The sequence below is a fragment of the Variovorax paradoxus genome (genome assembly GCA_016806145.1).
In the GTDB taxonomy this organism is placed as follows: domain Bacteria; phylum Pseudomonadota; class Gammaproteobacteria; order Burkholderiales; family Burkholderiaceae_C; genus Variovorax.
Window position 1 is genome coordinate 1,322,581 of record CP063166.1, and the last position, 14,050, is coordinate 1,336,630.

Sequence of the window (14,050 nt, forward strand, 5' to 3'; positions counted from 1 at the left end):
CACCCAGGTCCCCCGGTTTCCGACAAGCAGCCCCCATCCACAACAGGAGACGACCCATGACCATGAACCGCCGCACCCTCAACGCCGCGCTCGCCGCCGCCGCCCTCGGCGGTCTGCTGCCGGCTTCCGTCCTCGCGCAGAAGAAGCTCGTGCTGGGCTTCGCGCAGGTCGGCGCCGAAAGCGAATGGCGCACCGCCAACACCGAGTCGATCAAGGCCTCGGCCAAGGAGGCCGGCATCGAACTCAAGTTCTCCGACGCGCAGCAGAAGCAGGAGAACCAGATCAAGGCGATCCGCTCGTACATCGCGCAGAAGGTCGACGTGATCGCCTTCTCGCCCGTGGTCGAGTCGGGCTGGGACACGGTGCTGCGCGAGGCGAAGGCCGCGAAGATCCCGGTGGTGCTGACCGACCGCTCCGTCAACAGCAAGGACGACACGCTCTACGTGACCTTCATGGGCTCGGACTTCGTCGAGGAGGGCCGCAAGGCCGGCCGCTGGCTGGTCGAGAAGATGAAGGACCAGAAGGGCGAGGTCAACATCGTCGAGCTGCAGGGCACGGTGGGCTCGGCGCCCGCCATCGACCGCAAGAAGGGCTTCGAGGAAATCATCAAGGCCGACCCGAAGTTCAAGATCGTGCGCTCGCAGACCGGCGACTTCACGCGCGCCAAGGGCAAGGAGGTGATGGAAGCCTTCCTCAAGGCCGAAGGCAAGAAGATCAACGTGCTCTACGCGCACAACGACGACATGGCGATCGGCGCGATCCAGGCCATCGAGGAGGCCGGCCTCAAGCCCGCGAAGGACATCGTGATCATCTCCATCGACGGCGTGAAGGGCGCCTTCGAGGCCATGATCGCCGGCAAGCTCAACGTTTCGGTCGAATGCAGCCCGCTGCTGGGCCCGCAGCTGATGCAGGCGGTGAAGGACATCAAGGCCGGCAAGACGCTGCCCAAGCGCATCGTGACCGAGGAGGGCATCTTCCCGATGGAAGTGGCCGCCAAGGAATTCCCGAGCCGCAAGTACTGAGGACGGCCCATGAAGCGCAGCAACTTCCTCAAGGCGGCCGTCGCGGGCCTCGCGCTCGCAGCCGCCGGCATCGCACCGCTGGCCCAGGCACAGGACAAGGGCCTGATCGCGATCTCGATGCCCACCAAGTCCTCGGCGCGCTGGATCGCCGACGGCGCCAACATGGTCAAGTACTTCAAGGAGAAGGGGTACAAGACCGATCTGCAATATGCGGACGACGACATCCCGAACCAGCTCGCCCAGGTCGAGAACATGGTGACGAAGGGGTCGAAGGTGCTGGTGATCGCGGCCATCGACGGCACCACGCTGTCCGACGTGCTGCAAAAGGCTGCCGACAAGGGCGTGAAGGTGATCGCCTACGACCGGCTCATCAAGGGTTCGAAGAACGTCGACTACTACGCCACCTTCGACAACTTCCAGGTCGGCGTGCTGCAGGCGCAGTCGATCGAGAAGGCGCTCGACCTCAAGGCCGGCAAGGGGCCGTTCAACATCGAGCTGTTCGGCGGCTCGCCCGACGACAACAACGCCTTCTTCTTCTACAACGGCGCGATGTCGGTGCTCGAGCCCTACATCAAGAGCGGCAAGCTGGTGGTGCGCAGCAAGCAGATGGGCATGGACAAGGTCGGCACCCTGCGCTGGGACGGCGCGGTGGCGCAGGCGCGCATGGACAACCTGCTGTCGGCCTTCTATACCAAGGAGCGCGTCGACGCGGTGCTCTCGCCCTACGACGGCCTGTCGATCGGCATCCTGTCCTCGCTCAAGGGCGTGGGCTACGGCTCGGGCTCGCAGGCCATGCCGGTGGTGTCGGGGCAGGACGCCGAGATCCCCTCGGTGAAATCGATCCTGCGCAAGGAGCAGAGCTCGACCGTGTTCAAGGACACGCGCGAGCTCGCCAAGGTCACGGTGGCGATGGTCGACGCCATGCTCTCGGGCAAGACGCCCGAGGTCAACGACACCAAGACCTACAACAACGGCGTCAAGGTCGTGCCCTCGTACCTGCTCAAGCCGGTCAGCGTCGACGGCAGCAACTGGAAGCAGGTGCTGGTCGACAGCGGCTACTACAAGGAAAGCCAGGTCAAGTGAACGAGCGCGACGCCCTCGGCGGCGGCACGATCCTCGAGATGCGCGGGATCACCAAGACCTTCCCGGGCGTGAAGGCGCTGAGCAACGTCAACCTCGCGGTGCGCGCGGGCGAGATCCATGCGGTGGTGGGCGAGAACGGCGCCGGCAAGTCCACGCTGATGAAGGTGCTCAGCGGCGTCTACCCCTGCGACTCGTACGACGGCGAGATCCTGTTCGAGGGCGAGCCGCGCCGCTTCAGGGGCATCGCCGACAGCGAGAAGCTCGGCATCATCATCATCCACCAGGAACTCGCGCTGGTGCCGCTGCTGTCGATCGCCGAGAACATCTTCCTCGGCAACGAGATCGCGCGCGGCGGCGTGGTCGACTGGTTCGCGGCCTATGCGAGGACGCGCGAGCTGCTCGCCAAGGTGGGCCTGAAGGAAGCGCCGACCACGCTGGTGACCGACCTCGGCGTGGGCAAGCAGCAGCTGGTGGAGATCGCCAAGGCGCTCGCGAAGGAGGTGCGCCTGCTGATCCTCGACGAGCCCACCGCGAGCCTCAACGAGACCGACAGCGACGCGCTGCTGCGGCTGCTGCTCGAGCTCAAGCGCCAGGGCATCGCCTCGATCCTGATCTCGCACAAGCTCAATGAGATCGCCAAGGTGGCCGATGCGATCACCGTGCTGCGCGACGGCGCGACGGTCGAGACCATGGACTGCCGTGCCCAGGTCATCAGCGAGGACCGCATCGTGCGCGGCATGGTGGGGCGCGACATGGCGCACCGCTATCCACCGCGCGAGCCGAGGATCGGCGAGACGGTGTTCGAGCTGCGCGACTGGCGCGTGCACCATGCGCAGCATGCCGACCGCGAGCAGATCCACGGCGTGAGCCTGCGCGTGCGCCAGGGCGAGATCGTCGGCATCGCGGGCCTGATGGGCGCGGGCCGCACGGAGCTCGCGATGAGCGTGTTCGGCCGCTCCTACGGCCAGCGCATCAGCGGCGAGGTGCTGATGCACGGCAAGCCGGTGGACGTGAGCACGGTGCGCAAGGCGATCGACCACGGCATCGCCTACGTGACCGAGGACCGCAAGGGCCTGGGCCTGGTGCTCGAGGAGGAGATCCGCAAGAACGTGAGCCTCGCGAACCTCGACGCGGTGGCCGACGGCCTGGTGATCGACCCGGGCCGCGAGTTCCAGGTAGCGAACGAGTACCGCAAGGCGCTCAACATCCGCTGCGCGGGCATCGAGCAACCGGTGGTCAACCTCTCGGGCGGCAACCAGCAGAAGGTGGTGCTGAGCAAGTGGCTCTTCACCCAGCCCGAGCTGCTGATCCTCGACGAGCCCACGCGCGGCATCGACGTGGGCGCCAAGTACGAGATCTACACCATCATCGACCGGCTCGCGCGCGAGGGCAAAGGCATTCTCATGATCTCTTCCGAACTGCCGGAACTGCTCGGCATGTGCGACCGCATCCACGTGATGAACGAGGGGCGCTTCGTCGCCGAATTCACGGCCGCCGAGGCCACGCAGGAACGCATCATGCACGCCATCGTGAGCGCGGGGAGCACGGTCCATGTCGCAGCCTGAAGCGCAGGTGGCGACCGCCGCCGTGGCCGCCGAGCCCGGGGGCCTGCACGCGGGCTTCCTCAAGAACAACCTGCGCGAATACGGCATGCTGATCTCGCTGGTCGCGATCATGGTGCTGTTCCAGGTGCTGACCGACGGCACCCTGCTGCGGCCGCTGAACCTCACGAACCTGCTGCTGCAGAACAGCTACGTGGTGATCATGGCGCTGGGCATGCTGCTGGTGATCGTGGCCGGCCACATCGACCTGTCGGTGGGCTCGGTCTGCGGCTTCATCGGCGCGCTGGCGGCGGTGCTGATGGTGGAGTACGAATGGCATTTCGTGCCGACAGCGATCGTGAGCATCCTCGCGGGCGCGCTGATCGGCGCGGCGCAGGGCTGGTTCGTGGCCTTTCGCAAGATCCCCTCGTTCATCGTCACGCTCGCGGGCATGCTGGTGTTCAAGGGGCTCACGCTGGCGCTGCTCGCGGGCCAGTCGGTGGGGCCGTTTCCCGAGGCCTTCCAGCGCCTGAGCTCGGGCTTCATTCCCGACCCGATCGGCGGCACGGCGCTGCGCACCACCTCGCTGGTCGTGGGCGCGCTGGCGGCCGCGGCGCTGGTGTTCTTCAAGCTGCGCGGCCGCGCGAAGCTCGCCGCGCACGGCATGGCGCAGGAGCCCTATGCCTTCTTCCTCGTGAAGAACCTGTTCTTCGCGGCCATCATCCTGTTCTTCAGCTACCTGCTGGCCACCTACAAGGGCCTGCCCAACGTGCTGATCGTGATGGCGGTGCTGATCGTGGCCTACGACTTCGTCACCAACCGCACCACCATCGGCCGGCGCATCTATGCGCTGGGCGGCAACGAGAAGGCGGCGCGGCTGTCGGGCGTGAAGACGCAGCGCCTGGCCTTCCTGACCTTCGTGAACATGGGCGCGCTGGCGGCGCTCGCGGGCCTGGTGTTCGCGGCCCGGCTCAACACCGCCACGCCCAAGGCCGGCCTGGGCTTCGAGCTCGACGTGATCGCGGCCTGCTTCATCGGCGGCGCCTCGGCCTCGGGCGGCGTGGGCAAGGTGATGGGCGCCGTCATCGGCGCCTTCATCATGGGCGTGATGAACAACGGCATGTCGATCCTCGGCATCGGCATCGACTACCAGCAGGTGATCAAGGGGCTGGTGCTGCTGGCGGCGGTGTTCATCGACGTCTACAACAAGAACAAGTAGCGCCATGACCGAATCAGCGACCTCCGCGCCCCTGCCCGTGCTCGCGCTGCGCGGCATCCGCGAGCAGTTCGGCGGCATCGCCGTGCTCGACGACGTGCAGCTGAAGCTGTACCCGGGCGAGGTGCATGCGCTGATGGGGCAGAACGGTGCGGGAAAGTCGACGCTGATCAAGGTCCTGACGGGCGTGCTGCCGTCGAGCGGTGGCGAGATGTTCCTCGACGGGCAGGCGATCCATCCGGCGTCGCCGCTCGATGCGCAGAAGCTCGGGATCAGCACGGTCTACCAGGAAGTGAACCTGTGCCCGAACCTGTCGGTGGCGGAGAACGTGTTCGCGGGCCGCTATCCGCGCCGCGGCGCGCTGCAGGGCTTTCGCATCGACTGGCGCGCGGTGAACCGCCGCGCGGAAGAACTGCTCGCGCGCATCGGTCTCGAGATCGACGTGACGCGGCTGCTGTCGAGCTATTCGGTGGCGGTGCAGCAGATGGTGGCGATCGCGCGCGCGCTCGGCGTGTCGTCGAAGGTGCTGATCCTCGACGAGCCGACCTCGAGCCTGGACGACGACGAGGTCGAGAAGCTGTTCGAGGTGCTGCGGCGGCTGCGCGCGGAAGGCATGGCGATCGTCTTCGTGACGCACTTCCTCAACCAGATGTATGCGGTGTCCGATCGCATCACGGTGCTGCGCAACGGCCACTGGGTGGGCGAATGGACGGCGGCGGACCTGGGCCCGCAGGCGCTGATCGCGGCGATGCTCGGGCGCGAGCTGGCGGCGCAGTCGGCGCGGCCCGCGGCGTTGCCGGCCTTCGACGAGGCGGCCCCCGCGCTGCTGCAGATCGAGGGACTGGCACAGGCCGGCCAGCTGCAACCGACCGACCTGCGCGTGCGTGCCGGCGAGGTGGTCGGCATCGCAGGCCTGCTGGGCGCGGGCCGCACGGAACTGGCGCGGCTGCTGTTCGGGCTCGAGACGCCCGACCGCGGGGTGTTGAAGATCGAGGGCCGCGCACTGAGCTTCTCGAACCCGGCCGATGCGATCCGCGAGGGCCTGGCGCTGTGCCCCGAGGAACGCAAGACCGACGGCATCGTGGCCGAGCTGTCGGTGCGCGAGAACATCGCGCTCGCGCTGCAGGCACGCCTGGGCACGCGCAAGTTTCTCTCGCATGCCGAACAGACGGCGATGGCCGAACGCTTCGTGGCCTCGCTGGGCATCAAGACGGCGAGTGTCGAAACCCCCATCGGCCTGCTCTCGGGCGGCAATCAGCAGAAGGCGATGATCGCGCGCTGGCTCGCGACCGAGCCGCGCATCCTGATCCTCGACGAACCCACGCGCGGCATCGACGTGGCGGCCAAGCAGGAGATCATGGAAGAGATCCTGCGGCTCGCGCGTGCGGGGATGGCGGTGATCTTCATTTCCTCCGAGATGAGCGAGGTGGTGCGGGTCGCGCATCGCATCGTCGTGCTGCGTGACCGGAAGAAGGTGGGGGAGTTGCCGGGCGGGGCTACGGAGGACGAGGTGTACGACATGATTGCTGCGGCATGAAAGCTTGCTCGATGTCTTGTTCGGGGTGGGCGTGCGCCGACGGGGTACTCCCCTCCGCGAATGTCCCCCGCCCTTCGGGCTCCTCCTTTATTTCGCTGCGGGGAGTACCCCGCCGACGCACGCCAGACGCGCAGCACTCGATCCGCCGGCACCACCGCAGCGCCTCCGTGCACAGGGCAGTGGGTGCTTCCCGCAGCGAAATAAAGGAGGAGCCGAAGGCGGGGGACATTCGCGGAGGGAAGTACCCGCTGTCCTGTGCACGCGCCCCAGCCCTCCAGCAGAGACCCCCCCAATGACAACAACAAAAAGCCGAGCGCACAAAGCCATGCACCACCGCCTGACCTGGCCCCTGGTCACGCTGTTCCTCCTGCTGGCCATCAACACAGCCTTCAACCCCAGCTTCCTCCACCTCGAATGGAGAGAGGGCCATCTCTACGGCAGCCTCATCGACATCCTCAACCGCGCCGCCCCCCTGGTGCTGGTGTCGCTGGGCATGACCCTGGTGATCGCCACGCGGGGCATCGACATTTCGGTCGGCGCCGTCGTGGCCATCGCGGCGGCGCTCGCGGCCTGGATGATCGGCGGCTCGGTGGCCAGCGACGTGAGCCGCTTTCCCATGAGCCTGGCCATCGTGGCCGCCATCGGCATCGCGCTGCTGTGCGGCCTGTGGAACGGCCTGCTGGTCGCCAAGGTCGGCATGCAGCCGATCATCGCCACGCTGATCCTCATGGTGGCCGGGCGCGGCATCGCGCAGCTCATCGCCGACGGCCAGATCATCACCATCTACTACAAGCCCTTCTTCTTCCTCGGCAGCGGCTACCTGCTGGGTCTGCCGTTCTCGCTGTTCATCGTGGCGACCGTGTTCGTGCTGCTGTATCTCGCCATCACCCGCACCGCGCTGGGCCTGTTCATCCAGGCCGTGGGCATCAACCCGACGGCCGCGCGCGTGGCGGGCGTGCAGGCGCGGCGGCTGATCGTCGGGGCCTATGCCTTCTGCGGTGCCTGCGCGGGCGTGGCGGGCCTCTTGATCAGCTCCAACGTCAAGAGCGCGGACGGCAACAACGCCGGCCAGCTTATCGAACTCGACGCGATCCTTGCCGTGACCCTCGGCGGCACCGCGCTGACCGGCGGGCGCTTCAGCCTCGTGGGCAGCGTGATCGGCGCGCTGATCATCCAGACCCTGACCTATGCGATCTATTCGCTCGGCGTGCCGCCCGAGATCAACCTCGTGGTGAAGGCCGGCGTGGTGTTCGCGGTGATGCTGCTGCAGTCGCCGGAGTTCAGGGCGGAGATCCGGACGCTGGTGCAACGGCCGGCGCATGACGGAGTCAAGGCATGAGCGCCGTGATCGAAACCGCACCCTCACCCCGGCCGGCTCCCGCAGGCGGCAGAGGGAGCAAGCGGCTCAATCCCAAGTACCTGCCGCTGGCCGCGACCATCTCGCTGTTCGTGCTCGTCGCCACGCTGGGCTCGGTGTTCTACGACGGCTTCTTCTCGGCTCAGGTCTTCCTCAACCTGCTGATCGACAACGCCTTTCTGATCGTCGTCGCCGTCGGCATGACCTTCGTGATCCTCTCGGGCGGCATCGATCTTTCGGTGGGCTCGGTGATCGCGCTCACCACCATGGTGTCGGCCGCGCTGGTCGAGAAGCACGGCTGGAGCCCGGCGGTGGTGATTCCGCTCGTGCTCGCCATGGGCACCGCCTTCGGCGCCTTCATGGGGCTCCTGATCGAACGCTACCGGCTGCAGCCCTTCATCGTCACGCTGGCCGGCATGTTCCTCGCGCGCGGCCTGTGCTACCTGATCAGCATCGACTCGATCAGCATCACCAACGAGTTCTACACCGAGGTCTCGCAGATCCGCATTCCGATCTGGGGCGAGGCCTCGATCTCGCTGAGCGCGGCGATCGCCATCGGCGTGCTGCTGGCCGCGGTCTTCATCGCCCACTGCACGCCCTTCGGCCGCGCCGTCTACGCCATCGGCGGCAGCGAGCATTCGGCCATGCTGATGGGCCTGCCGGTGCGCCGCACGCTGATCGGCGTCTACACCCTCTCGGGCTTCTGCTCGGCGCTGGCCGGCGTCATCTTCACCTTCTACATGCTCTCGGGCTACGGCCTGCATGCCGTGGGCCTCGAGCTCGACGCCATCGCGGCGGTGGTCATCGGCGGCACCTTGCTCACGGGCGGCGTGGGCTACGTCGCCGGCACGCTGTTCGGCGTGCTGATGCTCGGGATCATCCAGACCCTGATCTCCTTCGACGGCACGCTGAGCTCGTGGTGGACGCGCATCGTCGTCGGTGCGCTGCTGTTCGTGTTCTGCCTGCTGCAACGCTTCTTCACCTCGCGCGCCCCACACCGCTGATCGACCTCCCCATGACCCCCAAGAAATTGCGCTCCGCCGAATGGTTCGGTTCGGCCGACAAGAACGGCTTCATGTACCGCAGCTGGATGAAGAACCAGGGCATCCCCGACCACGAGTTCGACGGCCGGCCGATCGTCGGCATCTGCAACACCTGGTCGGAGCTCACGCCCTGCAATGCCCACTTTCGCAAGATCGCCGAGCACGTCAAGCGCGGCATCTCGGAGGCCGGCGGCTTCCCGGTCGAGTTCCCCGTGTTCTCCAACGGCGAATCGAACCTGCGGCCCACCGCCATGCTCACGCGCAACCTCGCGAGCATGGACGTCGAGGAAGCCATCCGCGGCAACCCGGTCGATGCCGTGGTGCTGCTGACCGGCTGCGACAAGACCACGCCCGCGCTGCTGATGGGCGCCGCGAGCTGCGACATCCCGGCCATCGTGGTCACGGGCGGGCCGATGCTCAACGGCAAGCTCGACGGCCGCAACATCGGCTCGGGCACGGCCGTGTGGCAGCTGCACGAATCGCTCAAGGCCGGCGAGATCGACCTGCACCAGTTCCTCTCGGCCGAAGGCGGCATGTCGCGCTCGGCCGGCACCTGCAACACCATGGGCACGGCCTCCACCATGGCCTGCATGGCCGAGGCGCTGGGCACCTCGCTGCCGCACAACGCGGCCATTCCCGCGGTCGACGCGCGGCGCTACGTGCTGGCGCAGATGTCGGGCATGCGCGCGGTCGAGATGGCGAAGGAGGGCCTGACGCTCTCGAAGGTGCTCACGCGCGAGGCCTTCGAGAACGCCATCCGCGTCAATGCCGCCATCGGCGGCTCGACCAATGCCGTGATCCACCTGAAGGCGATCGCGGGGCGCATCGGCGTCGAACTCGAGCTCGAGGACTGGACCCGCATCGGCAGCCACACGCCGACCATCGTCGACCTGATGCCCTCGGGCCGCTTCCTGATGGAGGAGTTCTATTACGCGGGCGGCCTGCCCGCGGTGCTGCGCCGGCTCGGCGAGAACGGCCTGCTGCCGCACCCGGGCGCGCTCACCGTCAACGGTCGCTCGCTGTGGGACAACGTGCGCGACGCGCCCAGCCTCGACGACGAGGTGATCCGCCCGCTCGACAAGCCGCTGATCGCCGACGGCGGCATCCGCATCCTGCGCGGCAACCTCTCGCCGCGCGGCGCCGTGCTCAAGCCCTCGGCGGCCACGCCCGAGCTGCTCAAGCACCGCGGCCGCGCCGTGGTGTTCGAGAACCTCGAGCACTACAAGGAGCGCATCGTCGACGAATCGCTCGAGGTCGACGCCAGCTCCGTCCTCGTGCTGAAGAACTGCGGCCCCAAGGGCTATCCCGGCATGGCCGAGGTCGGCAACATGGGCCTGCCGCCCAAGCTGCTGCGCCAGGGCATCAAGGACATGGTGCGCATCTCCGACGCGCGCATGAGCGGCACCGCCTACGGCACCGTGGTGCTGCACGTCGCACCCGAGGCGGCCGACGGCGGCCCGCTGGCGGCGGTGCGCGACGGCGACTGGATCGAGCTCGACTGCGATGCCGGCCGGCTGCACCTGGACATCGGCGACGAGGAACTGGCCGCCCGGCTGGCCGCGCTCGGGCCCTCCGACGCGCAGCCCATGAGCACGCGTGGCGGCGGCTACCAGAAGCTCTACGTGAACCACGTGCTGCAGGCCGACGAGGGCTGCGACTTCGATTTCCTGGTCGGCTGCCGCGGCGCGGCCGTGCCGCGTCATTCCCATTGAAAGCCCGAGCCATTCCATGACCCCCCGATACCGCGGCATCTTCCCGGTGGTGCCCACCACCTTCGACGAACAGGGCGCGCTCGACCTCGAGAGCCAGAAGCGATGCGTCGACTTCATGATCGACGCCGGCTCCGACGGCCTGTGCATCCTGGCCAACTTTTCCGAGCAGTTCGTGCTGTCGGACGAGGAGCGCGAACTGCTCACGCGCACCGTGCTCGAGCACGTGAAGGGCCGCGTGCCGGTGATCGTGACCACCACCCACTACAGCACCCGGGTGTGCGCCGAGCGCAGCCGCCGCGCGCAGGACATGGGCGCCGCGATGCTGATGGTGATGCCGCCGTACCACGGTGCCACCTTCCGCGTGCCCGAGGAACAGATCTTCGCGTTCTATGCGCGGCTGTCGGACGCCGTGGGCATTCCGATCATGGTGCAGGACGCGCCGGCCAGCGGCACGGTGCTGTCGGCGCCGTTCCTCGCGCGCATGGCGCGCGAGATCGAGCACCTGGCCTATTTCAAGATCGAGACCGCGGGCGCGGCCGCCAAGCTGCGCGAGCTGATCCGCCTGGGCGGCGACGCGGTCGAAGGCCCGTGGGACGGCGAGGAGGCGATCACGCTGATGCCCGACCTCGATGCCGGCGCCACCGGCTCGATGACCGGCGGCGGCTATCCCGACGGCCTGCGCCCGATCCTCGTGGCGCACCGCGAGGGCCGGCGCGAGGAGGCCTTCGCGCGCTACCAGCAGTGGCTGCCGCTGATCAACTACGAGAACCGCCAGGCCGGCCTTTTGGCCTGCAAGGCGCTGATGAAGGAGGGCGGCGTCATCGCCTGCGAGGCGCCGCGGCATCCGCTGCCGGCGCTGCATCCCGAGACGCGCGCGGGACTGATCGAGACCGCGCGGCGGCTCGATCCGCTGGTGCTGCGCTGGGGGCGCTGAAGAACTACTGCCGCCTCAGCGAGGGTCAGCGGTAGTAGACCTCGACCGTGCCCTTGAGCTTGAGCAAGAGCGGATGGCCCTTGCGGTCCACCGTCTTGCCGGCCGGCACCTTGATCCAGCCTTCGCTGATGCAGTACTCCTCGACGTCGAGGCGTTCCTTGCCGTTGAAGCGGATGCCGATGTCGTGCTCGAAGGCCGTGGGCAGGTGGAAGGGGCTGCGCGCGTCGGTCGAGAGGCGGTCGGGCAGGGGCGGGCGTTCGGTGGCGTCGGTCATGGCAAGGATTGTCGGTCGAAGGGGCCTGCCGCGGCAGTGGGCGCGCGGCGGCGTGCAATGATAGTGGCCGACCGACCCCCGCCCCCATGAGACCCGACCTGGATTCCCTTGCGCTGTTCCTGCGTGCCGTCGAATGCGGCAGCCTCTCGAAGGCCGCCGCCGAGAGCCACACGGTGCTGTCGGCCGCGAGCCGCCGCATCGCGATGCTCGAGAGCCAGTTCGGCGTGACCCTGTTCCAGCGCAGCTCGCGCGGCGTGACCGTGACGGGCGCGGGCGAATCGCTCGCGGTGCATGCGCGGCTGATCCTGCGCGACGTCGACCGCATGCGCGCCGACCTCTCCGACTACGCGCAGGGCGCCACCGGCCGCGTGCGGCTGCAGGCCAATGCCTCGGCGATGGGGCAGTTCCTGCCCGACGACGTGGCGAGCTTCCGGCGCGGCTATCCCGAGATCCGCGTCGACGTGGAGGAGCATCGCAGCGTGTGGATCGTGCAGGCGATCCGCGAGCGCCAGGCCGACGTCGGCGTGATCACCGGCGAGACCTCGGACGCCAGCCTCAACTTCATCCCCTACCGCATGGATCGGCTGGTGGCCGTGGTGCACCGGCGGCATCCGCACCGCGGCCGCGAGGTCTCGTTCGAGCAGCTGCTCGATTTCGATTTCGTCGGCCTCGAGAGCGACTCCGCGATCGCGCGCACCATCGAGGACGCGGCCGCGCTGGCGCGCAAGGTGCTGCGGCTGCGCGTGCAGGTCAAGAGCTTCGAGGCCGTGTGCCGGATGATCGAGGCCGGCATGGGCGTGGGCATCCTGCCCGAGGGCGCGGCCGCCACCTACCGCAAGGAGATGGGGCTGCGCTTCCTGAACCTCACCGACGCCTGGGCCTCGCGCCGCATGTACATCTGCACGCGGCAGGAGACGCTGGGCTTTCCGCAGCGCCGGCTGGTGGACCACCTGCTGGCGCGCAGCGTGCCCTGAGCCAAGCGACACCCCAGAACCGTTCACGCTGAGCCTGTCGAAGCGCCGCGCGAGGCTTCGCCCTTCGAGCGCCTCAGGACAGGCCAAGCTCAGCCCGAACGGGGATGAGGATGGACCGTCGAGCTCTTACTTCATCAGGTCGCTGAGGTTCACCGGCTTGATCTTGCCGCCTTCCACCGTGGCCACCAGCGGGTCGACGATGGTGCCGCCCACGCCGTCCACGCCCTTGAAGCTGCCGGCATTGATCTTCTCGGGCAGCGCCTTGAGCGCATCGCCGAGCCTGGCGCGGATCGCCGTCGCGTCGCTGGTGGTGCCCGCGAGCTTCATCGCGGCGGCCAGCGCGTGCACCAGCGTGTAGTTGTAGGAAGACTCGGTGGTCGCGTCCTTGTCGGCGCCGTAGGCCTTGCGGTAGGCCTCGGCGAAGCTCTTCGGGCCCACGCGCTCGTCGTAGGACACCGGCAGCACGCCGATCGAGCCCTCGAGCGCGCCGAGGCCGCCCGTGACCTTGGCCATCTCGTCGAACTTGGCCTGGTCCATCACCAGGAAGCCGCCCTTGAAGCCGAGCTCGCGCGCCTGCTTGGCCACCAGCGCGGTGGGCTCCGAGGGGCCGCCGACGAACAGCACGTCGGGCTTCTCGGCCAGCACGCGGCTCACGCCGCTGTAGAAGTCGGCCGAGCGGTTGTACGACATGGGGTTGTTCGAGGCGATGGTGCCGCCGGCCTTCTCCCAGGCCGGGCCGAACAGCTGGCTCCAGTTCTTCGCGTACTCGTGGTCGCCCGGCAGCATGCCGACGCGCTTGCCGAACTTGTTCATCTCGTAGCGCGTGAAGGGCTCGATGTAGGAGTTGAAGGTCGGCGGGATGCGGATGGTGAGCTTGTTGCCGGTCTCGGTGATCTTCGGCGTGCTCGAGTACGCCATCACGATGAACTTCTCCTGCTCGTTGAAGGCCTGCAGCGCGTAGATGCCGCCCGAGTGCGGCACGAACACCGCCGGCGACTGGTGCTGCTGCACCAGCCGGCGCGCGTTGATGGCGGCATCGGCCGGCGAGTACTTGTCGTCGAGCGCGACCAGCTCGAACTTGTACTTCTTGCCGCCGACCTCGAGGCCCGCGGCATTCACTTCCTTGATCGCCATCTCCATGCCGTTGACCACGTTCTTGCCGTAGAGCGCGGCACCGCCGCTCAGCGGGCCGGTGAAGCCGATCTTCACGGTGTCCTGCGCGAAGGCGGTGCCGGCACCGAAGGCGGCGGCCAGCGCGGCGGCCACGGGCAGCGCGGCAAAACGGCGGCGGGTGCGAAGGGGCGTGGTGGATGTCATGGCGTTGTCTCCTGTAGTTAGGGGGCGAGAAAAAAAGCGG

The 14,050-nt window shown here is 67.9% G+C and carries 12 protein-coding genes; 10 read left to right on the forward strand and 2 right to left on the reverse strand.

Features of this window, described 5'->3' with window-relative positions; genetic code table 11:
* Positions 1-56: 56 nt before the first annotated feature.
* The 9 genes from INQ48_06100 (at position 57) to INQ48_06140 (ending at position 11,445) form a co-directional block, all read left to right on the forward strand.
* A complete protein-coding gene (locus INQ48_06100; GenBank protein ID QRF58811.1) occupies positions 57-1,022 on the forward strand; it encodes an ABC transporter substrate-binding protein in 966 nt (321 codons plus the stop codon).
* Positions 1,023-1,031: 9 nt separating this feature from the next.
* Positions 1,032-2,105, forward strand: coding sequence for a sugar-binding protein (locus tag INQ48_06105; protein QRF58812.1), 1,074 nt, complete (start codon positions 1,032-1,034; stop codon positions 2,103-2,105).
* A gap of 38 nt (positions 2,106-2,143) precedes the next feature.
* Complete coding sequence (locus INQ48_06110) at positions 2,144-3,670, forward strand: sugar ABC transporter ATP-binding protein (GenBank protein ID QRF60633.1); 1,527 nt, start codon at positions 2,144-2,146, stop codon at positions 3,668-3,670.
* A gap of 7 nt (positions 3,671-3,677) precedes the next feature.
* Complete coding sequence (locus INQ48_06115; protein ID QRF60634.1) at positions 3,678-4,865, forward strand: sugar ABC transporter permease; 1,188 nt, start codon at positions 3,678-3,680, stop codon at positions 4,863-4,865.
* Positions 4,866-4,869: 4 nt separating this feature from the next.
* Positions 4,870-6,399 (forward strand): sugar ABC transporter ATP-binding protein, encoded by a 1,530-nt coding sequence (locus INQ48_06120; GenBank protein ID QRF58813.1) that lies wholly within the window; start codon positions 4,870-4,872, stop codon positions 6,397-6,399.
* Between the two features lie 325 nt (positions 6,400-6,724).
* Positions 6,725-7,738: an ABC transporter permease gene (locus tag INQ48_06125; protein ID QRF58814.1), complete on the forward strand. Its 1,014-nt coding sequence runs from the start codon at positions 6,725-6,727 to the stop codon at positions 7,736-7,738.
* The gene (gene yjfF, locus INQ48_06130) at positions 7,735-8,760 is read left to right on the forward strand and encodes a sugar ABC transporter permease YjfF (protein ID QRF58815.1); all 1,026 of its coding nucleotides are present in this window, start codon (positions 7,735-7,737) and stop codon (positions 8,758-8,760) included. Before INQ48_06125 ends, yjfF begins: the two co-directional genes overlap by 4 nt.
* An 11-nt stretch (positions 8,761-8,771) precedes the next feature.
* The gene (locus tag INQ48_06135) at positions 8,772-10,511 is read left to right on the forward strand and encodes a dihydroxy-acid dehydratase (GenBank protein QRF58816.1); all 1,740 of its coding nucleotides are present in this window, start codon (positions 8,772-8,774) and stop codon (positions 10,509-10,511) included.
* A 16-nt stretch (positions 10,512-10,527) separates the two neighbouring features.
* On the forward strand, positions 10,528-11,445 hold the full coding sequence (locus INQ48_06140; GenBank protein QRF58817.1) for a dihydrodipicolinate synthase family protein: 918 nt from the start codon (positions 10,528-10,530) through the stop codon (positions 11,443-11,445).
* Between the two features lie 25 nt (positions 11,446-11,470).
* On the opposite strand, the gene INQ48_06145 is transcribed toward INQ48_06140, so the two are convergent.
* Complete coding sequence (locus INQ48_06145) at positions 11,471-11,719, reverse strand: DUF3297 family protein (GenBank protein ID QRF58818.1); 249 nt, start codon at positions 11,717-11,719, stop codon at positions 11,471-11,473.
* A gap of 86 nt (positions 11,720-11,805) precedes the next feature.
* Here INQ48_06145 and INQ48_06150 point away from each other — a divergent pair, with 86 nt between their 5' ends.
* A complete protein-coding gene (locus tag INQ48_06150) occupies positions 11,806-12,693 on the forward strand; it encodes a LysR family transcriptional regulator (GenBank protein QRF58819.1) in 888 nt (295 codons plus the stop codon).
* A 126-nt stretch (positions 12,694-12,819) separates the two neighbouring features.
* Here INQ48_06150 and INQ48_06155 read toward each other — a convergent pair whose 3' ends face one another.
* Positions 12,820-14,010: an ABC transporter substrate-binding protein gene (locus tag INQ48_06155; protein QRF58820.1), complete on the reverse strand. Its 1,191-nt coding sequence runs from the start codon at positions 14,008-14,010 to the stop codon at positions 12,820-12,822.
* Positions 14,011-14,050: the final 40 nt, after the last annotated feature.